This is a genomic window from Ensifer sp. (assembly GCF_031989085.1).
GTDB lineage: Bacteria > Pseudomonadota > Alphaproteobacteria > Rhizobiales > Rhizobiaceae > Ensifer.
In genome coordinates, this window is record NZ_DALZXU010000009.1 from 236,863 (window position 1) to 255,060 (window position 18,198).

The 18,198-nt window shown below is 63.3% G+C and carries 18 protein-coding genes; 10 read left to right on the plus strand and 8 right to left on the minus strand.

The genetic code is table 11. From position 1 onward, the window contains the following. Positions 1-69: 69 nt before the first annotated feature. Positions 70-567 carry a MarR family winged helix-turn-helix transcriptional regulator gene (locus RTP54_RS27240; protein ID WP_112807581.1) on the minus strand — a complete coding sequence of 166 codons (498 nt, stop codon included), beginning with the start codon at positions 565-567 and terminating at the stop codon, positions 70-72. A gap of 113 nt (positions 568-680) precedes the next feature. On the opposite strand from RTP54_RS27240, the gene RTP54_RS27245 reads away from it, so the two are divergent. From RTP54_RS27245 to RTP54_RS27255, 3 genes are all read left to right on the plus strand, one after another. Beyond that, positions 681-1,487: a creatininase family protein gene (locus tag RTP54_RS27245; RefSeq protein WP_312366869.1), complete on the plus strand. Its 807-nt coding sequence runs from the start codon at positions 681-683 to the stop codon at positions 1,485-1,487. Between the two features lie 100 nt (positions 1,488-1,587). Beyond that, positions 1,588-2,982, plus strand: coding sequence for a hypothetical protein (locus tag RTP54_RS27250; protein WP_312366871.1), 1,395 nt, complete (start codon positions 1,588-1,590; stop codon positions 2,980-2,982). 56 nt (positions 2,983-3,038) lie between these two features. Continuing rightward, positions 3,039-3,917 (plus strand): glycosyltransferase family 2 protein, encoded by an 879-nt coding sequence (locus RTP54_RS27255; protein ID WP_112807587.1) that lies wholly within the window; start codon positions 3,039-3,041, stop codon positions 3,915-3,917. 31 nt (positions 3,918-3,948) lie between these two features. On the opposite strand, the gene RTP54_RS27260 is transcribed toward RTP54_RS27255, so the two are convergent. Continuing rightward, positions 3,949-5,040 (minus strand): glycosyltransferase family 1 protein, encoded by a 1,092-nt coding sequence (locus RTP54_RS27260; RefSeq protein ID WP_312366873.1) that lies wholly within the window; start codon positions 5,038-5,040, stop codon positions 3,949-3,951. 197 nt (positions 5,041-5,237) lie between these two features. Here RTP54_RS27260 and RTP54_RS27265 point away from each other — a divergent pair, with 197 nt between their 5' ends. Both RTP54_RS27265 and RTP54_RS27270 read left to right on the plus strand, forming a co-directional pair. Beyond that, complete coding sequence (locus RTP54_RS27265) at positions 5,238-6,350, plus strand: GTP-binding protein (RefSeq protein WP_312366875.1); 1,113 nt, start codon at positions 5,238-5,240, stop codon at positions 6,348-6,350. Positions 6,351-6,459: 109 nt separating this feature from the next. Then, positions 6,460-7,449, plus strand: a complete 990-nt coding sequence (locus RTP54_RS27270; protein WP_112807591.1) for a WD40 repeat domain-containing protein — start codon at positions 6,460-6,462, stop codon at positions 7,447-7,449. A gap of 157 nt (positions 7,450-7,606) precedes the next feature. On the opposite strand, the gene RTP54_RS27275 is transcribed toward RTP54_RS27270, so the two are convergent. The 4 genes from RTP54_RS27275 to RTP54_RS27290 all read right to left on the minus strand — a co-directional run bounded on the left by RTP54_RS27275 (position 7,607) and on the right by RTP54_RS27290 (position 11,485). Further along, positions 7,607-8,794, minus strand: a complete 1,188-nt coding sequence (locus RTP54_RS27275) for a metal transporter (protein ID WP_312366876.1) — start codon at positions 8,792-8,794, stop codon at positions 7,607-7,609. Then, entirely contained in the window at positions 8,791-9,918 is a 1,128-nt protein-coding gene (locus RTP54_RS27280) for a multicopper oxidase domain-containing protein (RefSeq protein WP_312366878.1), read from the minus strand. Before RTP54_RS27280 ends, RTP54_RS27275 begins: the two co-directional genes overlap by 4 nt. A gap of 453 nt (positions 9,919-10,371) precedes the next feature. Further along, a complete protein-coding gene (locus RTP54_RS27285) occupies positions 10,372-10,815 on the minus strand; it encodes a glyoxalase superfamily protein (protein WP_409517221.1) in 444 nt (147 codons plus the stop codon). A 385-nt stretch (positions 10,816-11,200) separates the two neighbouring features. Further along, positions 11,201-11,485 carry a hypothetical protein gene (locus tag RTP54_RS27290; protein WP_112807597.1) on the minus strand — a complete coding sequence of 95 codons (285 nt, stop codon included), beginning with the start codon at positions 11,483-11,485 and terminating at the stop codon, positions 11,201-11,203. 274 nt (positions 11,486-11,759) lie between these two features. Here RTP54_RS27290 and RTP54_RS27295 point away from each other — a divergent pair, with 274 nt between their 5' ends. The 4 genes from RTP54_RS27295 to RTP54_RS27310 all read left to right on the plus strand — a co-directional run bounded on the left by RTP54_RS27295 (position 11,760) and on the right by RTP54_RS27310 (position 14,646). Continuing rightward, positions 11,760-12,926, plus strand: a complete 1,167-nt coding sequence (locus RTP54_RS27295) for a hypothetical protein (RefSeq protein ID WP_312366881.1) — start codon at positions 11,760-11,762, stop codon at positions 12,924-12,926. Between the two features lie 68 nt (positions 12,927-12,994). Further along, positions 12,995-13,624, plus strand: coding sequence for a LysE family translocator (locus RTP54_RS27300; protein ID WP_312366883.1), 630 nt, complete (start codon positions 12,995-12,997; stop codon positions 13,622-13,624). A 1-nt stretch (position 13,625) separates the two neighbouring features. After that, positions 13,626-14,198, plus strand: a complete 573-nt coding sequence (locus tag RTP54_RS27305; RefSeq protein WP_312366885.1) for a hypothetical protein — start codon at positions 13,626-13,628, stop codon at positions 14,196-14,198. Between the two features lie 28 nt (positions 14,199-14,226). After that, the gene (locus tag RTP54_RS27310; protein ID WP_312366887.1) at positions 14,227-14,646 is read left to right on the plus strand and encodes a VOC family protein; all 420 of its coding nucleotides are present in this window, start codon (positions 14,227-14,229) and stop codon (positions 14,644-14,646) included. Between the two features lie 85 nt (positions 14,647-14,731). Here RTP54_RS27310 and RTP54_RS27315 read toward each other — a convergent pair whose 3' ends face one another. Further along, positions 14,732-15,322: a GNAT family N-acetyltransferase gene (locus RTP54_RS27315; RefSeq protein ID WP_112807607.1), complete on the minus strand. Its 591-nt coding sequence runs from the start codon at positions 15,320-15,322 to the stop codon at positions 14,732-14,734. 88 nt (positions 15,323-15,410) lie between these two features. Then, positions 15,411-16,544, minus strand: coding sequence for an ornithine/lysine decarboxylase (gene odc2 / locus RTP54_RS27320; RefSeq protein ID WP_112807608.1), 1,134 nt, complete (start codon positions 16,542-16,544; stop codon positions 15,411-15,413). Positions 16,545-17,250: 706 nt separating this feature from the next. Here odc2 and RTP54_RS27325 point away from each other — a divergent pair. Further along, complete coding sequence (locus RTP54_RS27325) at positions 17,251-18,144, plus strand: LysR family transcriptional regulator (RefSeq protein WP_112807610.1); 894 nt, start codon at positions 17,251-17,253, stop codon at positions 18,142-18,144. Positions 18,145-18,198: the final 54 nt, after the last annotated feature.

Genomic DNA, 18,198 nt, shown 5'->3' on the forward strand with positions numbered 1-18,198 from the left:
GCCTGCCCTCAAATTTAAAACCTATTTAAACTGTTTAAATCGCCGCCGCAATATGCCGCGAATCTGGGCTCAATCGGCGGCTCGCGCCGCCTGCAGGTTGCTGTCGACGGCCCGCAGGAGCTTCATCAGCGTGCGCACCTGCTTGTCGGTCAGGCCGCGTGTCGCCAGATTCTCGGAGTGCTGCCCGGCCTCGGCGATCGTCTGCAGACGGTTGCGCCCGGGTTCGGTCAGATAGACCTTGGTCAGGCGCGCATCGTCCTCGTCGGGCCGGCGTTCGAGGAAGCCTTGCGCTTCCATGCGGCCGATGGTGCGCGTCATCGTCGGCGCCTTGACGCCGAGCCTCGCCGCAAGCCCGCCCGCCGTCAGACCGTCGGTTGCGGCAAGCGCCAGCATCACGCCGTCCTGGCCGGCATAAAGCCCGCTCTCGAGCAGGTTGCGCGACAGCACGGTGCGCATGGAGCGCGCCGCCTGGACAAGGATCGAGGCAAGATCGTGCGGTTCGGCAAGAAGCTCGTCCTTCTTCTTACCGTTCTTGCCCTTCTTTTCGGCCTTGTTCTTCTTGCCCATTGGACCTCCTGCCGAATCCCGTCTCGCCCATTTATAGCAATACAGCTTGCGATTACGAACTGTATGACTCAAATAACATTTTTACGACAATTGACGTGAAGGATCGAAGAGAAATGTCGATGCCGAGAGCCCGATGGCAGGACAATCCGGCCGATCTTCCGCAAGAGGCACGACGTGACTGGATCGCGGTGCTGCCACTCGGCGCTCATGAACAGCACGGCCCACATCTGCCCTTCGACACCGATACGCTGATTGCCGAGGGGATCGTCGCGCGAACGATTGCAGCGCTGCCCGATACTCTGCCCGTGACCTTCCTGCCGACCGAACCGGTCGGTTATTCCATCGAACACATGGATGTCGAAGGGACGCGCTCGCTCGCCTATGACGAAGCCGTGCGCCGCTGGCTCGGTATCGCCGAAAATCTGCACGCGCTCGGGGTGCGCAAGTTCGTGATGCTGAACGCCCATGGCGGCAATTCGCCTCTGATGACCATCGTCGCGACCGAGGCGCGCGTGCGGTTCGCAATGCTGGCGGTGGCGACGAGCTGGACCCGCTTCGGCCAGCCCGACGGCTGGATCGCGCCCAAGGACAAGGCGATCGATATTCATGGCGGCGATATCGAGACGTCGGTGATGCTGGCGCTTCACCCGGAAAAAGTTGACATGGAGAAGGCCGGCGCCTTTCCCTCGCGCCAGAGCGACCATGCCAAACGCTTCAGGCATTTGCGCGCCTATGGCCCGCATGCCTTCGGCTGGAAAATGTCGGACCTCAACCGCCAGGGCGTAGCCGGCAACGCATCCGCCGCCACCGCCGCGCGCGGCGAGCAACTCATCGTCCACGCGGTCGGCGGCGTGATCGAGCTTTTGACCGACGTCGCCGATTTCGACCTGAGCGACTTCGATAGGGCCGAACTCACCTGACAACCGTGGGAAACCGCGCCGGCAAACACTTTGTTTGTGCTTTTGCGCTATCAGCAGGAACAGCAGCAAACGACGACAGGCGGCATCAGGCCGGAAACCCATGGCGAAGATCATCGCGCTCGGCGCCTATTTCTATCAGGCCCTGATCGCCTTCGGTCTGCTGATCATCGTCGCCCATTGGCTGGCGCCGGTCGACTATGCCGCCTATTCGCTGTTCATCTCGCTCAGCCAGTTCGGCGCGATTGCCGCGTTCGAGTGGGTGCGGTTTTCCTGCATGCGCTTTTACCCCGGCCAGACGGCGGAAAGCGAAGCGGCGGAGCGGCGAACGATCGTCGCGGAGGCTGCTGCCTGTGCGCTTTTCTGCCTTGTCGCCGCAGCCATCTCGATCGCATTCGGTGTGACGCCGCTGGTGGCTCTCGTTGGCGGCCTCGTCGCCGTCGCGCAGGGCTGCAGCGACCTGCACCTCACCATGCTGCGCTTCCGCCAGGACTTTCGTGCCTTCTCGGTGCTGCAGGGTTCCCGCGCCACCATCCTGGCAGCCGGCACGCTGCTCGGCGCGCTGACCTCGCCAACCTTCCTGTCAACGGTCACGGGCCTGCTTGGCGGTTACGCCGTCTATGCGTTGCTTGCCGCCTTGCTGTCGCGCAGACCCGGCCCACGGCCCGCCACCCCGCTCGACATGGCCCGCGTGAAAAAACACCTGGTCTACGGCAGTGTTTCGGCGGGCGCCGCGACCGCCTCGATGTTCGCGCCGCTGGCACTGAAGGCGATCTTCACATCGGCCCTCGGCCCAAGTGGTGCGGCCGGCGCTCTGCTCGCGCTCGACCTTCTGCAGCGCCCCTTCGTGCTGATCGTCTCCGCCCTGCAGGCGATCCAGTATCCCGAAATCGTCGCCGCGCATGACAAGGCCGCAGACACGCCGGCGCTTCGCCGCCAGCTCGGTCAATACTACGCGCTGCTCACCAGCTTCGCGCTGATGATGGCGGCCGGCATCTTCGCCGTGCTTCAGCCGGCAACATGGCTGGTCATCAGTCCCGACCTTCAGGCGGGTTTCCTGGCGACCGCCCCCTACGTCATCATCCTGTCTCTCGCGCGGGTTCTGACGCAGATCATGCTGCCGACGCCACTGCACCTGAAACAGCGCCTGACCGCCATCTTCACGCTCGCCGCCATCGACTGCGCCCTTCTCAATCTGGGTGCCCTTGCCGGCGGCTTCCTGGTGGCAAGGACCGACGCCGCGCTGATGGCCGGCGGCGCGCTCGGCGCCATCCTCGCCGCGTTGATCGGTCTGCGGCTGATGGCAGCGCTCGCCTTCGATTTCTCCTGGCCGCCGGTTCTTTTCGCCGCCGCCGGCCTCACCGTGACCATTTTCGCCTTCGTCTTTTCCTATCAATCCGCCTTTGTGGCCACAGCCGCCGGGATCATTATCGGCGGGGGCTTCTGCCTGTTGGCGCTCGATCGCCTGCGGCTCGGCATGCGCGCTTCAGACGCATAAGGAAAACTGAACCTCTTTCGGTTTAGATCAGGGCAAAGCAAGAGGCGACGAACATCATGAAAATCATTGTCGGAATAGCCACGGCGGGCCGCCGCGAGGTGCTATCCGAAACGCTCGAGCACCTGACCCGCCAGGATCGCAAGCCGGACGCCATTCTGGTCTGCCCGTCTTCGCCGGATGATATCGATCTCGACTTTGTCAAATCGCTTACCCAGGAAATTACCCTGGTCACGGGCAGCAAAGGTTCCTGCGCTCAACGCAACGCCATCCTCGACCGGAAAGGACACGCTGATGTCATCGTGTTTTTCGATGACGATTTTCTGCCCCGGCACGATTTTCTGGCGGAGGTCGAAGCGCTCTTTACAAGCGAGCCCGACGTCGTCGTAGCAACAGGCATGGTCTTGGCCGACGGCATCCATGGCCCGGGCATCCCGGTCAAGGAAGGCCTGGAAATCCTCGCGCGCGATCGGGTGACGGAAAGCCGCACCGAGCTCGAACCTGTTTTCAATGCCTATGGCTGCAACATGGCCTTCCGCGTTTCGGCCATTCGAGCCGACGGCACGCGGTTCGACGAAAACCTACCGCTCTACGGCTGGCAGGAGGACGTCGACTTCTGCCGTCGCCTCGCCCACTGCGGACGCATCGTGCGCAGCGGAGCTTTGCGCGGCGTCCATCTCGGCAACAAGCGCGGGCGTACACCAGGCCTGCGCTTCGGCTACTCACAGGTTGCAAACCCCCTCTACCTCTTGCGCAAGGGCAGCGTCAGCCTGAGGTGGACCCTTCATCTCATGGGCAGGAACGTGGCGGCAAACACGATTGGCAGCCTCCGGTCTCAAGGGCTCGTCGACCGGCGCGGCCGCCTCAAGGGAAACCTCATCGCCTTCGCCGATCTCCTGCGCGGCAGGATCGATCCCTCGCGCATGCTCGAGCTCTGATCGGGCGCATCGCTCCGGCCAGACCGGCTGCTCAGCCCCGGCTTGCCGCCAGCAGGTTGAGCAGAACAACAGCACTTCCACTCCACGAGAACCGCTCGGCATTGTCATGGCCGGCGCGGGTCAACTGCTGCCGGAGGGCGCCATCGGCCGATATCGTCCGCATCGCCTCGACCAGCGTTTCCGGCTTTTTCGGATCGAAGTAGAGCGCGGCCTCGCCGCAGGCTTCGCAGACCGGCGGAATGTCGGCGGCGAGCACCGGGCAGCCTTGGGTCATCGCTTCCAGCGGCGGGATGCCGAAGCCTTCGTAAAGGCTCGGAAACAGGAAGGCGGTGGCCTGGCGCTGCAGCCCGGCGATCTCGGCGTCGGTCAACCGTCCGGCAAAGATCAGGTTATCGCGCGAGGTCGGAGCGACATCTCGAAAAACGCTCGGGTCCGTGCCGCCGACAACGACGAGCTTGCTGCCGGCATCTCTGAGCGCCTCGAAGGCACGCACCGCAAACTCGACGTTCTTGTTGGGCTTCAGGGTGCCGACGAGCAGGAAGAAGGGGCTATCGCCGAGCCCGAGCCTGGCAACGATTTCCCGGTCCGGCTGAAGGTCGGAGAAGTGGTCGGTGGCGTTGTAGATCACGTCGATGCCCGATGCCGGAACGCGAAAGACGTCCGCCAGTTCGCCGCGTGAAAAATTCGAAACCGTGCCGATCTTTGCGCGCCGCGTCAGGATATAGCCGAGCGCGCCGTGAAACAGCCGGTAGCCCCGGCCGAAGGAAGCCGGGTGACGAAAGAGCGTGACGTCGTGAATCACCACCACCTGGTCGGAATGCAGCACCGGGCCGCTGCCGCCAAGGCCGATCAACGTGTCGCGCCGCGCCCGCCACAAGAGCGGCCCCTGTTCCCAGAGATGCCCGGGGCCGGAGCCGAAACGCTCGATCGAAATCGCCGAAAGCGGCAGGTCATCCGGTGCCGACGCCGGCGCAAGCAGCCGCCAGCGCACATCCTTGAGCTCAGCCGGCACGTCTCCGGCCGCGATGCGGGCATCGAGCGCCCGGGTGATCTCGCGGGCAAAGCGCTGCACCCCGGTGAGCGGCTGGGTCAGGAACCGGCCGTTGATGGAAATCGTCTTCACGCATGCACCCCTTCGACAGGAGGCGAACTCTCCCCGATTTTGATGAAAGGAGCGTTATCGCCGGCATTTCACCCGTTTTGCCGTGGTCCGGCGCCCCGTCAAAATAGGCGCGGCCATTTGCGCATCGCCGCCGCATCTCCTATATGAAACCCGACATGGATGCCCGCTCCCCGCATCCCGAGATCCCAGAGGTTCCCATGACCGAAACATCCCAGCAGAAGCCGATTCCCGTCACCGTGCTCACCGGATATCTCGGCGCCGGCAAGACGACGCTGTTGAACCGCATTCTCAGCGAGAATCACGGCCGCAAATACGCCGTCATCGTCAACGAATTCGGCGAGATCGGCATCGACAACGACCTGATCGTGGAATCCGACGAGGAAATCTACGAGATGAACAACGGCTGCGTCTGCTGCACCGTGCGCGGCGACCTGATCCGCGTGGTGGAGGGCCTGATGCGCCGTCCCGGCCGCTTCGACGCGATCATCGTCGAGACCACCGGCCTTGCCGACCCGGTGCCGGTCGCCCAGACCTTCTTCATGGACGACGACGTGCGCGCCAAGACCGAGCTCGATGCCGTCGTCGCGCTTGTCGATGCCAAGCACCTGCCGCTCCGGCTGAAGGACAGCCGCGAGGCCGAAGACCAGATCGCCTTTGCCGACGTCGTGCTCCTCAACAAGACCGACCTCGTCAGCCCGCAGGAGCTCGAGCGGATCGAAGCGACGGTGCGCGTCATCAATCCGTCGGCCCGCATCTACAGGACCCAGCGCTCCGATATCGATCTCACCAAGGTGCTCGACCAGGGCGCGTTCAACCTCGAAAAGGCGCTGGAGAACGACCCGCACTTCCTCGACCAGGACGAGCACGAACACGATCACACCTGCGGCCCCGATTGCGGCCATGATCACCATCATCACCATGATCATGACCACCACCATCACGACCATGATCACCACGATCATGATCACGGGCACCACCATCATGACCACGCTCCCTCGCCGATTCACGACGTGACGGTGCAGTCGATCTCGCTGCGGGGCGGCGAGATGAACCCCGATCGCTTCTTCCCCTGGATCCAGAAGATCACCCAGACGGACGGCCCGAACATCCTGCGCCTCAAGGGCATCATCGCCTTTGCCGGCGACGCCGAGCGCTATGTGGTGCAGGGCGTGCACATGATCATCGAGGGCGACCATCAGCGTGCCTGGAAACAGGGCGAAAAGCGCGAAAGCCGTCTGGTCTTCATCGGCCGCGACCTCGACCGCGAGAAGCTGGAGCGCACGTTCAAGGCTTGCGAAGCGTCTGCCTGATTTCCGCAGCCGCGCTGCGGCTCGACGACCAAAGAACGAGGGCGTGATGTCGAAACTTTTCGGCACCACGCCCTGACCGCATGCCGAACCAGGGGACCAAAACAATCTGATGCCGACAGTCGCTCCGCTCGATCTTGAAGGCCACGTCGTTGGCGTGACCTTTCTCAAGGGCATACCGTTCTTCGCCGAAGCCACCGGCGCCATCCACCGTCTCGACATCGGCCACAAGACGACGGAGGCCCATGAGGGCCTGCTGTCGTTCGTTCACGACGAGGCGACCGACACGCTTCTGACCGGCGGCGAAGACGGCAAGGTGATGCGCACGGCCGCCGACGGCACCACGACACTGGTTGCCGAAGCGCCACGCAAATGGATCGCCCAGGTCGCCGCCGGCCCGCAAGGCGCCGTCGGCTACGCCTATGGCAAGACCACGCATGTGCGGCTCGCCGACGGCCAGACGAAGGAGTTTGCCGAGGAACGCACGGTCGAAGGCCTCGCCTTCGCCCCGAAGGGCCTGCGCGTGGCCGCTGCCCGTTATAACGGCGTGTCGATGCATTGGGTGGCGACATCAGGCCAGCCGATCGATCTCGACTGGAAGGGCGCCCATACCGGAGTCACTTTCTCGCCCGACGGCCGTTTCCTCGTCACCACCATGCAGGAAAACGCCCTGCACGGCTGGAAGCTCGACGCCAAGCCCGGCGCCGAGGCCCGCCACATGCGCATGACTGGCTATCCGGCCAAGGTGAAGTCGCTCTCCTGGTCCGCCAAGGGCAAGTGGCTCGCCTCCTCCGGCGCGCCGGCCGCCATCGTCTGGCCCTTCCAGGGCAAGGACGGACCGATGGGCAAGGCGCCGATGGAACTCGGAACCCGCGCCGACATCATGGTGACCTCTGTCTCCTGCCATCCGTCCGAAGACATCGTCGCCATCGGCTACCAGGACGGCATGATCCTTGCCGCCCGCTTCGCCGACAGCAAGGAAGTGCTGCTGCGCCGCCCCGGCAAGGGCGCCATCAGCGCCATGGCCTGGAGCAAGGACGGGCGCCAGCTCGTCTTCGGCTCGGCCGCTGGCGACTGCGGCATCGTCGATATCGCCGGGTAACGTTTACGCGACTTTCTCAAAGCGTGCCGAAAGATGCCTGGGCGACACCGTCCCGCAAGTCCCTTCTCCCCGCCAAGCGGGGAGAAGGTGGCGGCAGCCGGATGAGGGGCTGACGCGGCCACGTCCTGCAAGTTCAGCAACCAGCAGCAAGCCAAAATCAGATCTTCACCAGCGCCGCGGTCAGGTACATGAAGCCAACGCCGGCGGCGAGCCCGCCCATGACGGGCGGCGTCAGGAAGACCTCAAACGGCTTTCCGCTCTGGCGCATCAGATAGGCACCGACCTCGACGATCACCTGCAGGATCGCCCCTGCCCCGACAGCCAGCGCCAATGCCGACCATTGCGCCGACGCCGCCAGGCTGCCGAGCCACATGCCTAGGACCGCCGGAGCGCCGGCAAGCAGCGTCAGCCCGACAAAGGTCCACAAGGGCGGCCGCTGTTTCAGGATCGGCGCGGCAATGCCGATGCCTTCGGTGACGTTGTGGAGCGCGAAGCCGAGCACCAGAAAGGTGCCGAGCCCGGCCGAACCGGCTGCAAAGGCCGCCCCGATCGCCAGCCCCTCGCCCAGATTGTGCAGGCCGATGCCGAGGGCGATATAGGTGGCAAGCGCGAGCCCCGTCGGCACGCCACCGCGCCGGCCGACGGCCATCAGCAGAAGGAAGCTGCCGATACCCGCAAGCACGACCATGACCGGCCCCTGGAAAATGGCCGCCGCCTCAGACGCCAGTTCCAGCGCTTCGGCACTGGCATCGACCAGCAGGAAGGCGAGAAGCCCGATGGTCAGCGACAGCAGAAACGCCATGCCGGACCGGCCGACGCCGCGCAGCACCGGATAGAACATCAGCCCGACTGCCACGGGCACGATGCCGACGATGAGGCCGACCAGTGCCTGCAGCCGCAATTGGCCCGCGGTTGCCTGCGGTGTCGGCACGGCGACGGCGATCTCGTGCGTAAAGGTGGTGCCGGTGTTGGTCACCACTTTCAGCGCATGCGCCTCGCCGAGCATCCAGGGAAACGGCAGGGCCAGCCAGGCCGTCCGACCCCGAGCGATGGGACCGGGCGGGTCCTGGGTGAATTGCCAATAGGCATCGTCGACCTGCACCTGCGCCACGGTCATCGGCTCCGAGCCCCCGGCGCGAACCAGGAGCCGCAGGCCGCTGTCGTCGAGCACGGTTCGCTCGAAGGTCAGGTTTTCGACCGGCGGCGCGCCGTTGCGGAAGCCGGACAGCGGGTCGGTCGTTACGAGCCAGACCACGGCGACGGCAAAAGCGATGAGCGGCAGGGCCAGCCACACCAGATTGGTCCTGGCTGCGCGGATGGCGGCCCTCGGCAAGGTCTCGTTCATGCCAGCGCCTCCACTACGTCGAACATGCCGACCCATCCGAGCTCGGTAAATTCGGTCTGGTGCGGATGAAACATGTAGAGGCCGGGTTCGTGCTCGGCAAAAGTGAACTCCAGAATGCCACGCTGCGCCTGGCACTGGGTGATGAGGTCGACCGTTTTCAAGGTCGGCGTCAGCGTCGTTCCCTGTTCGTAGTAGTCGAAGAAGTTGGCGTGCAGGTGGAACGAGTTGATCGGATCGAACTCGATGACGTTGACGAGATAGATGCGCACCGGCTTGTCCTTCACGATGCGGATCGGCCGCTTCATGAAGGCATGGGCGACGGTATTGACCGCGTAGAATTCGTTCTCGGCATCGAAATTGGTGTCGAAGGCGTTCATCACCATCACCAGTTCCTGCCAGCCGGCATTCTCGGGCGTGCCGAAGAGCCGTGAACGGGCGACGTCGATCTGATCCGGGTGGCGCTCCGGATCCGGGTCGATGACGAAGGCGCCGTACATGCCCTTGTGGATGTGGCGGCGCAGCGGCATCGCATGGCAATGGTAGAGATGGCAGCCGAAGGGCTTGGCATCGAACTCGTAGACGAACTCGTCGCCGGGATCGACCATGCCGGCGCCCGGCACGCCGTCCATGCGCGCCGCGTGGATGCCGTGAAAATGGATCGAATGCGGGTGCGACGCGTAATTGCGAAAGACGATCCTTAAGCGTTCGCCCTCCTTGGCCCTGAGCGCCGGCCCGGGAACGCGACCGTTATAGGTCCAGGCGGGAAACCTGATGCCCGGCGCAATCTCGATCTCGCGATCCTCGGCCGTCATCTCGAAGGTGCGCAACGTCCGTCCATCCGGCAATGTCGTGACCGTGCCCGTATCCCAGTCGGTCAGCATGTCGGTCGGATCGAAACCGTTGGCTGCGCTGTCGACATCGCCGACGGTGATCATCGCCCCATGGCTCATTGATGGCATCGGCGCCGCCATGGCATCGCTCGCCGCCATCCTGTGCCCGCCGCCATGGGACGCCTGTTGCGCCAGCGCGGCCCCGGCGCAGATCGCCGTGCCGCCGGCCGCCGCCAGCCCGCCCATCAGCAGGCTACGCCGCCCGAGCATGTCCTGCTTTCCCGATTTTCCCATCGCCGTCTCCCCTTGGCGGATACCATACCTGCGCCCGGCTGCCCGCATCGGCTGCGCGGCGAACCGAAAGCATCGCACGGCCTATTGCGAACCATTCGCAACTACATTGATAGTGCAAATGCAACTCATTCGCAACTAATGAAGCGCTGCGGAATGACCGGGCGGGACTGACTGACGAACGAACGGCTCACGCCCTAGCAGAGCCAGCGTCAGGCACACCCGCTCGGCACGATGGGGCGGCGTCGAACATGCGCGCGGTTCTCCCAACGGTGTGACAGCTACGTCCAGGGCGACACTTCGCCATCCGGGGGAGTTGGAACAGGATTTGAGAAAGCGCGCGACGCTCCGACGATCAGATCCCGAAGCATTGCGCATCCGGGATCTGGGCCAAGCGGGGCAATCGTCGGTACCGCGCAAGCGTCATGCCGCAACGGCGTTGGCGGCTGACGCAGCTCACCACTCCAATTGCAGCTGCGGCTGGCCGTTGGAGGTTTTCTCGATGGTGCGCCCGGTCTCGTCGACCGTCGCCGTCACCCGCTGGCGAAATGCGGAAAAGCTCTCGAACGTGACGACATCGACCGGTTCGTCGAATTTCATCGTCAGCCGGTAACGTCCGGGCTGCGACGTCAGCGCCTGCACCGACAGGATCTCGCCCTCGAAGGGTTGGCCGAGATAGATGCCCTTCACCCGGGAACCGAGCATCCAGGGATTGAACGGCGGCCGGTTGCCGGCGGCCGCGTGAAGTGTATTCCAGTCGCGATAGCCGTATTGGGCGGCGACCAGTTCGAGCGAACGGGAATGGGTGATGGTTTTGCCTTCGTCCGACAGCCGCGATCGCAGGCGTTTTGCCTGGTCCTTGATGGCTTCGAGCGATGGCAGCGTATTTGATCCGCGCATCATGACAGGGTCTCCTGCTGCGGCATGCAATCTTCTAAGATGGGTGCCCGCATTGCCACCGGTTCGCATGCCGTTTCGGCTGACCGTGTCTGACAAGAAGGGCTTCACCAAAGCATGACGCTCGCGGACGGCAGGGACCCTTGCCCTTAAGCGTCCATAGGGGAAGTGATCTCAACTGTCAAACGCGGCCGTTCCTTTAGCGCGAACGAAAAAGAGCGGATGACGTGTCTGGGCGTCATCCACTCTCCGTCTTAAGACGTGCGCGACTTATGGCGAAGAGAACGGGGCAGGTTCTCTCTGCATCCCTGCTTCATCGCGCCGCATCCGGCCAGGATGCGAAAAAAATTGAAGGAGACCGGCGTTCAGCCGATCCTGAACCGACCTGTCAGTGGCGACGCTGCTTGCCACCGTTGCCGGAGAGGATACCGAGGGCATTGCCCGAAAGCACGTTGTTGAGCGTGCCGTTCAGCGACTTGTTGAGGATATCGTTGCCGGAAAGAACGTCACCGACATCGACGCTCGGGGCAATCACGATACCATTGGCGACGCCGCCGGAGAGAACACTGACCTTCTTGCCGGACAGAACTCCAAGCGACAGCCCCCCGGCCGAAGCCTGGGAAACAGTGGCGGCCACAACTGCGAATGCGATGCAAATTGCCTTGATCGTCATGGGTTTACCTCCTGTTGAACGTGCACTTGCTGTACACAACTCAAAGGATACAATTAGCATTTCATTAATCAATCAAGAAAGCCAATCATAATAAACGGTTAAGCATAACAGATACAATTTTAGCGATAGATTTTTCACCTGGAATCGCAACCTGATGCTGACGTTCCGCCAAGGGATGCCGGATGCGAACGCCGGCCGCTTCTACAACGCAAGGTTTTGTTAATCATGTAAATCGATAATATCATTATAAAGGAACTCATTGAGGACGAAGGGGATGCGAACATTCCCGGCCGCACTATCTGCAACCGTCCTCCTCATCGCCCCATCCCTGGCGATCGCCGAAACGACCGTCGACTACATGGCCGGATACGGCCATAGCACCAACATATTTGAAGATCCCCAGGCGCTCTCCGGCCCATTTTGGGAAGGCAAGCTCGGGCTACGGGGCAGCATTCCACTAGGCGATGGCAAGCTGACCTATGGCGCCAGGCACCTGGAGCGCCGGATCATCGACTACCGGTTTGGCGACATGCATTTCAGCGGCGGCAATCTCGGCTATTCGATCGAAGTCGACAAAGGCATTCTGATCGAGATGGAGACCGCTGCGGTCCGCAACTCTTCCGGTGATCTCTTCCTCAAGCTTCCAAACGACATCATCGGCTATCGCACCACCGATTACAGCACCCAGACCGCGGGCAAGGTGACCGTCGATCTTCTCGGCGGAAAGACCGCATTCTCGGCGCGCTACGACACGGAGCGGCCCGGCACGGCGCGCTTCACCACGGACCTGCTCGGCCAGAGCAAGCTCGATCCGGACGTCTCGCTTGCCACCTTCGGCGCGAGCCACTTTCGCGCCGCCGGCGGCGGCGAACTCTGTTTCTGCCTGGAATACAGCCGATCCATCATCCCGAGCCGCGACCAGAGCGCCTTTACCCGTTTTCCGGCAGAAACACTGCGCGGATCGCTGGCCTATGCCCGCCAGTTCGAAGAAGGCTTTACGCTTGTCGGGGAAGCGGGAATGATCACCTTGCTCAGCGACGACCTCGGTTCAGTCGATCACAAGAGCGAGCCCTACCTCCGCGCCGAGGCCCGATGGGAACCGGCCGGCGGCTTCGAGTTTGCCAGTGGCTTCAACCAGACCATCGTCATCGACGATATCGACGATGCCGTGGGCGAGCTCACGCAGACCGTCACGGCGTCCATCAGCCAGCGTTTCCACCCATGGGTGAAGGCGGGGCTGACCTTCGAGACCAGCCGCGCCACCTACTACTACTATCTCTACGAGCGCAAAACGCAGGCGCTGACGGCCTCGCTGCTGCTGGGTCCGGAAAAGAAACCACAGCTCACCATCGAGTACACCCACTCGCTCAAGCGTGAAACCGACCCCGAACAGGACTACCGCGCCGACGTCGTCGTCGCGCGGATCGGCGGGTCGTTCTGAGCATCCTGTAGCGATTGATCTGATGCCCAAGGTGTGGGACAGATTTCACCTGCACACAGGAGTGTCCCATGGGCGGTACAACCATCCTCGCATTCGCCTTTGTCGCTTTCATCGGTATCGCCACGCCCGGTCCGACCGTGCTTCTGGCGCTCACCAACGGTTCGCGCCACGGCATCAGGCGCGCGCTTGCGGGCATGGCCGGCGCTGTGCTCTCGGATTTCGTGCTGATCGGCGCGGTTGCGCTCGGCCTCGGGGCGCTGCTTGCCGCGTCGGAGTTCTGGTTTACCGTCGTCAAATGGCTCGGCGCCGTCTACCTCGCCTTTCTCGGCGTCACGCTGCTGCGCTCGAAGGGCACGCTTGACGTCTCGCTCGACAAGGACGCACCCGCCGTCACGACATCGGCAATCTTTCTCAAGAGCTTCCTGGTCGCTGCCACCAACCCGAAGGGCTATCTCTTCTTCTCCGCCTTCCTGCCGCAATTCATCGATCTCGGCTTGCCGCAAGCGCCGCAATACGCCGCCCTTGCCGTCGTCTTCGCATCCGTCGATTTCGTCGTCATGCTCGGCTATGCCCTGCTCGGCTCGCAAGCCGCGCGCTTCCTCAAGCATTCAGGCGCCGTCTGGCTCGAACGGATCTGTGGCGGCGCGCTGCTGGCCCTGGCAGGCTCCCTCGCCTTCTACCGCCGCGCCGCCAACTGACATGCTCTTTCGCAAGGATATGCTCGATAGGATCGCCAAGGGAGAGGTGACGCTCGCCTTCCGGCGCTGGCTGAAGCCGACCGTGAAGGCCGGCGGCAGCCTGCGCACGGCGGCGGGCGTCCTGTCGATCGATACGATCGTGGCAATCGATGCTGATGACATCGGCGCAAACGACGCGCAGTGCGCCGGGTTCGCGACGCGCGAGGCGCTGCTCGCGGAACTCGAGAGCCGTTCCGACGGCACGCTTTACCGCATCGCCTTCCACCGCTCGGGCGACGATCCGCGTTTGTCCCTGCGCGACGACACGACCCTTGCCAGGGCCGACCGTGACGCGATCCTCGCGAGGCTCGCAGGCTTCGACAAGGCCGCCGGCCGGACCTGGGCCGAACACACGCTCCAGCTGATCGGCGCGCGCGATGGCGTCACCGCCGCCGAAATTGCCAAAACCGTCGGCATGGAAAAACTCAAGCTCAAGGTGCTGATCCGCAAGCTGAAGGAACTGGGGCTGACGGAAAGCCTTGCCGTCGGCTACCGGCTGTCGCCGCGCGGCCGCTCCTTTCTCGGCAAGACCTGAGCTGCATTCACAAGACAAGGGAGACGAGATGATCGGATACACCATGGTCGGAACGACCGATCTCAAGCGCGCCGAGCGGTTTTACGATCCGCTGATGGCGCTGATCGGCCAGGAGCGCTGCTACTCGGATGACCAGGTCGCCTCCTGGGGACGCAAGGACGACGATCGCGCCCCGCGCTTCTTCACCGGTTACCCCTTCGACGGGCATCCCGCCGGCGTCGGCAACGGCGCCATGACCGCCTTCCTCGTCAAGAGCGCAGCGCTCATCGACCGGCTGTTTGCATCGGCGATGGAACAGGGCGGCAGTGTCGAGGGCGAACCGGGTTTTCGCCCGCAGTATGGAGAGGGGTTCTACGCCGCCTATGTGCGCGACCCCGACGGCAACAAGCTTGCCTTCGTCTGCTATGACGCGCGACCGGCGACACCCCGAGGTGTGACTTGCCATTGATATGACGTGCTCCCCCACCCCTCGCTTGAGACAGATGGGGGAGCAGCGAAAAATCCGCCTCCGCAGGGTTGGAGGCGGAAAGGGATCAGGCGGCGCGTTTGACCGGCGGCAGCGCGAGCTTGCGACCGCTGGCGACGATGAGGCCGGCAGCACCTTCCAGCCAGCCATCGCGAAGCTCGAGCGCCAGGAAACGGTTGCGCTCGAACGGGCCGGGCATGACCAGATGCTGCGCACCCGCCGCAAAGAAGCCGAAGCGCTCGTAATAGGCAGCGTCGCCGACCAAGAGGATCGCGCCGTGGCCGCGGTTCTTCGCTTCCTCGATCGCCGCACGCATCAGCATGCCGCCGATGCCCTTGCCTTCATGGGCCGGATCGACTGCGAGCGGTCCGAGCAGCAGCGCCGGAATGCCGTGACCTTCGCGGTTGACGCCGGCCTCGACGTTCCACAGGCGAACGGTCGCGATGACGTGGCCGTCGAGATCGCGGGCAACGAAGGCGAGACCTTCGGCCGGAACGCGGCCGTTGCGCAGCTTTTCCGACGACTTGCGTCGGCGCTCCGGCCCCATTGCCCGGTCGAGCAGGTTCTCGCGGGCAACGACGTCACCCGGGTTTTCGCTATCGATAACGAATGTGGACGGCGCGAAAAACGCGCGCAGGGCATCAACAACAGCGGCCATCCGGGCCTCCCGTCATCAAAACCGCTTCAGGCGGCATCTGGAAAGAATTGTGAAATGGCGCTCCCGCCCGAAGACGGGAGCAGCCGGATCAGATCACGTAGGACTTCAAGGGCTCGAAGCCGTTGAAGGCGACGGCCGAGTAGGTCGTCGTGTAGGCGCCGGTGCCTTCAATCAGAACCTCGTCGCCGATCGAGAGCGTGATCGGCAGCGGATACATGTTCTTCTCATAGAGCACGTCGGCCGAATCGCAGGTCGGGCCGGCGAGCACGCAAGGCTCCATTTCGTCGCCGTCGCGCGCGGTGCGGATCGGGTAGCGGATCGCCTCGTCCATGGTTTCGGCGAGACCGCCGAACTTGCCGATGTCGAGGAACACCCAGCGATGGGCATCGTTGTCCGACTTCTTCGAGACGAGAACGACTTCCGCCTTGATCACGCCGGCATTACCGACCATGCCGCGACCGGGCTCGATGATCGTTTCCGGGATGTGGTTGCCGAAGTGCTTCTTCAGCGCGCCAAAAATCGCCTGGCCATAGGCTTCCGCGGTCGGCACGTCCTTGAGGTACTTCGTCGGGAAGCCACCGCCCATATTGACCATCTTGAGCTCGATGCCCTGCTTGGCCAGTTGCACGAAGACGCGCTTGGCATCAGAGAGAGCTGCATCCCAGGCGTCGAGCTTCGTCATCTGCGAACCGACATGGAACGAGACGCCGTAGGATACGAGGCCATGCTGATGGGCGTAGACGAGCACGTCGACGGCCATCTGCGGCACGCAGCCGAACTTGCGCGACAGCGGCCATTCGGCGCCTTCGCCATCGGTCAGCACGCGGCAGAACACGCGGGCGCCGGGGGCTGCGCGAGCAACCTTCTCGACTTCCTCATGGCTGTCGACGGCAAAGAGCGACACACCGAGAGCGTGAGCGCGGGCAATGTCGCGCTCCTTCTTGATGGTGTTGCCATAGGAGATGCGGGCAGCGGTCGCACCGGCGTCGAGCGCCATTTCGATTTCGGCGACGGACGCGCAATCGAAAGACGAGCCCATGCCGGCGAGCAGGCGCAGGATTTCCGGCGCCGGGTTTGCCTTGACCGCATAGTAGATCGAGCTGTCCGGCATCGCGTGGCGGAAAGCCTTGAAATTGTTGCGCACGACGTCGAGGTCGACGACGAGGCACGGGCCATCGGGACGTCGGGTGTTGATGAAGTCGATGATGCGAGCCGTGGTCATGGCCTTATTCCCCTGATCCAAAATGCTCCGCTTGCGCGGAGGACAAAGGGCATACGCGCGAATGCTCTGGAACCAGCCGGTGGAGACCCCGGAACCAAGCATGCGCTCGATGCGCGAACGGTGAACCGAAGCCCGCCTAGGCTTCAATTCGGCTTTGTCTGCCATGGATTGGAGGGGATAACCCAACCGCACTTCCGGCAATGAAGGTGTGCCTCTTCAGTAACCCCGGCTGTTGGAGAGCCGGCAGACACCAGAAAGGCCCGCACCGTCGTTGCTTCAAGATGTCCTCGCATTTCCCGGTTGGCCGGAATAGCGACTGGAGGGGTTAGTTCCAGGTACCTTACCGATACCCTCACCTAATCGAGGGTCGGCGGACACCCACAGGCACGTGCGACTTTGGGCAAGGGCGTAGGTAAGAAAAAACCTTGTCGTAATCAAGAGTTTTTTCGTCGCCGCTGTTGAATTTTTTTTAAGACCGGCAACACTGTCGGCGTTCACGTTTATTGAACAATCGACGGCGCCGTGATGTTCGCTGCAAGCGATTGAAACGACTGGATTTATCTTGACGCCCCGCCTATCCGGATCAACAAGAGCCGGACAGCGGACGAAAGCGGCCACGACGACGGACGCAGAGCAGACGAATGTGGAAGACGCGTTCGCGGCGAATCACGGTTCCCGCGACCAGGACAGACGAAGGACACCGGCCATGGACACGCTCACCCGCATCCGCGCCTTCATCGATGTGGTGGACGCCGAGGGATTTTCGGCCGCGGCCCGCCGTGTCGGCCGATCGAAGGCGCTCCTGTCGAAATATGTGCGCGAACTCGAAGACGAACTCGGCGCGCTTCTGCTCAACCGCACCACCCGGCAATTCTCGCTGACGGAGGCCGGCCATACCTATTACCGCACCGCGTCGGAGATCCTGAAGGAGATCGACAATCTCGCCGATCTCGTGCGCGCTAACAATTCCGACCTCAAGGGTCGCTTACGCATCACCGCGCCGCGCACATTCGTCGATGCCGAGATTGGCCAGTCGCTGATCGATTTCGGCCAGCAGCATCCGGAACTGTCGCTGGAGATCGTGTCCGACGACCGCTTCGTCGACCTCGTCGAAGAGGGATTCGACGTGGCGATCCGCATCACCCGGCTCGAGGATTCGACGCTCATCGCTCGCAAGCTCGACGATTTCCAGGTGCTGATCTGCGCGGCCCCAGATTTCCTGGAAAAGGTCGGGCCGATCGAGCATCCGAGCGACCTTTCCAAGATCCCCTGCATCCTCGACACCAATGGCCGCTCCTATTCCAACTGGCGCTTCATCGAGCCGGACGGGTCTTCGTTCACCGTCCCCGTAAGCGGCCCGATCGAGGTCAACAGCCCGCTTGCCTCCGTGCGCGCCGCCGTCTCCGGCATCGGCGTGGCGCTGGTGCCCGACTTCATCGCTCGCCCCAAGGTCGCCACCGGCGAACTCGTCACGCTCTTCGATGACTTCCTGCCGCGGGACCGCGGCATCTATGCGATCTATCCGCATCGCCGCTACCTGCCGGCCAAGGTGCGCACGCTGGTCGACTATCTCCACACCTGGTTCCGCAAGCCGCGTTGAGGCGGCGAGGTCCCAAAACCGTCCCATTTCCGGTACATTGCGGGACCGATTCGG

Coding starts and splice junctions, on each gene's coding strand:
- RTP54_RS27240 (WP_112807581.1), bottom strand. CDS start 567: ATGGGCAAGAAGAACAAGGCCGAAAAGAAGGGCAAGAACGGTAAGAAG.
- RTP54_RS27245 (WP_312366869.1), top strand. CDS start 681: ATGTCGATGCCGAGAGCCCGATGGCAGGACAATCCGGCCGATCTTCCG.
- RTP54_RS27250 (WP_312366871.1), top strand. CDS start 1,588: ATGGCGAAGATCATCGCGCTCGGCGCCTATTTCTATCAGGCCCTGATC.
- RTP54_RS27255 (WP_112807587.1), top strand. CDS start 3,039: ATGAAAATCATTGTCGGAATAGCCACGGCGGGCCGCCGCGAGGTGCTA.
- RTP54_RS27265 (WP_312366875.1), top strand. CDS start 5,238: ATGACCGAAACATCCCAGCAGAAGCCGATTCCCGTCACCGTGCTCACC.
- RTP54_RS27270 (WP_112807591.1), top strand. CDS start 6,460: ATGCCGACAGTCGCTCCGCTCGATCTTGAAGGCCACGTCGTTGGCGTG.
- RTP54_RS27275 (WP_312366876.1), bottom strand. CDS start 8,794: ATGAACGAGACCTTGCCGAGGGCCGCCATCCGCGCAGCCAGGACCAAT.
- RTP54_RS27280 (WP_312366878.1), bottom strand. CDS start 9,918: ATGGGAAAATCGGGAAAGCAGGACATGCTCGGGCGGCGTAGCCTGCTG.
- RTP54_RS27285 (WP_409517221.1), bottom strand. CDS start 10,815: ATGCGCGGATCAAATACGCTGCCATCGCTCGAAGCCATCAAGGACCAG.
- RTP54_RS27290 (WP_112807597.1), bottom strand. CDS start 11,485: ATGACGATCAAGGCAATTTGCATCGCATTCGCAGTTGTGGCCGCCACT.
- RTP54_RS27295 (WP_312366881.1), top strand. CDS start 11,760: ATGCGAACATTCCCGGCCGCACTATCTGCAACCGTCCTCCTCATCGCC.
- RTP54_RS27300 (WP_312366883.1), top strand. CDS start 12,995: ATGGGCGGTACAACCATCCTCGCATTCGCCTTTGTCGCTTTCATCGGT.
- RTP54_RS27305 (WP_312366885.1), top strand. CDS start 13,626: ATGCTCTTTCGCAAGGATATGCTCGATAGGATCGCCAAGGGAGAGGTG.
- RTP54_RS27310 (WP_312366887.1), top strand. CDS start 14,227: ATGATCGGATACACCATGGTCGGAACGACCGATCTCAAGCGCGCCGAG.
- RTP54_RS27315 (WP_112807607.1), bottom strand. CDS start 15,322: ATGGCCGCTGTTGTTGATGCCCTGCGCGCGTTTTTCGCGCCGTCCACA.
- odc2 (WP_112807608.1), bottom strand. CDS start 16,544: ATGACCACGGCTCGCATCATCGACTTCATCAACACCCGACGTCCCGAT.
- RTP54_RS27325 (WP_112807610.1), top strand. CDS start 17,251: ATGGACACGCTCACCCGCATCCGCGCCTTCATCGATGTGGTGGACGCC.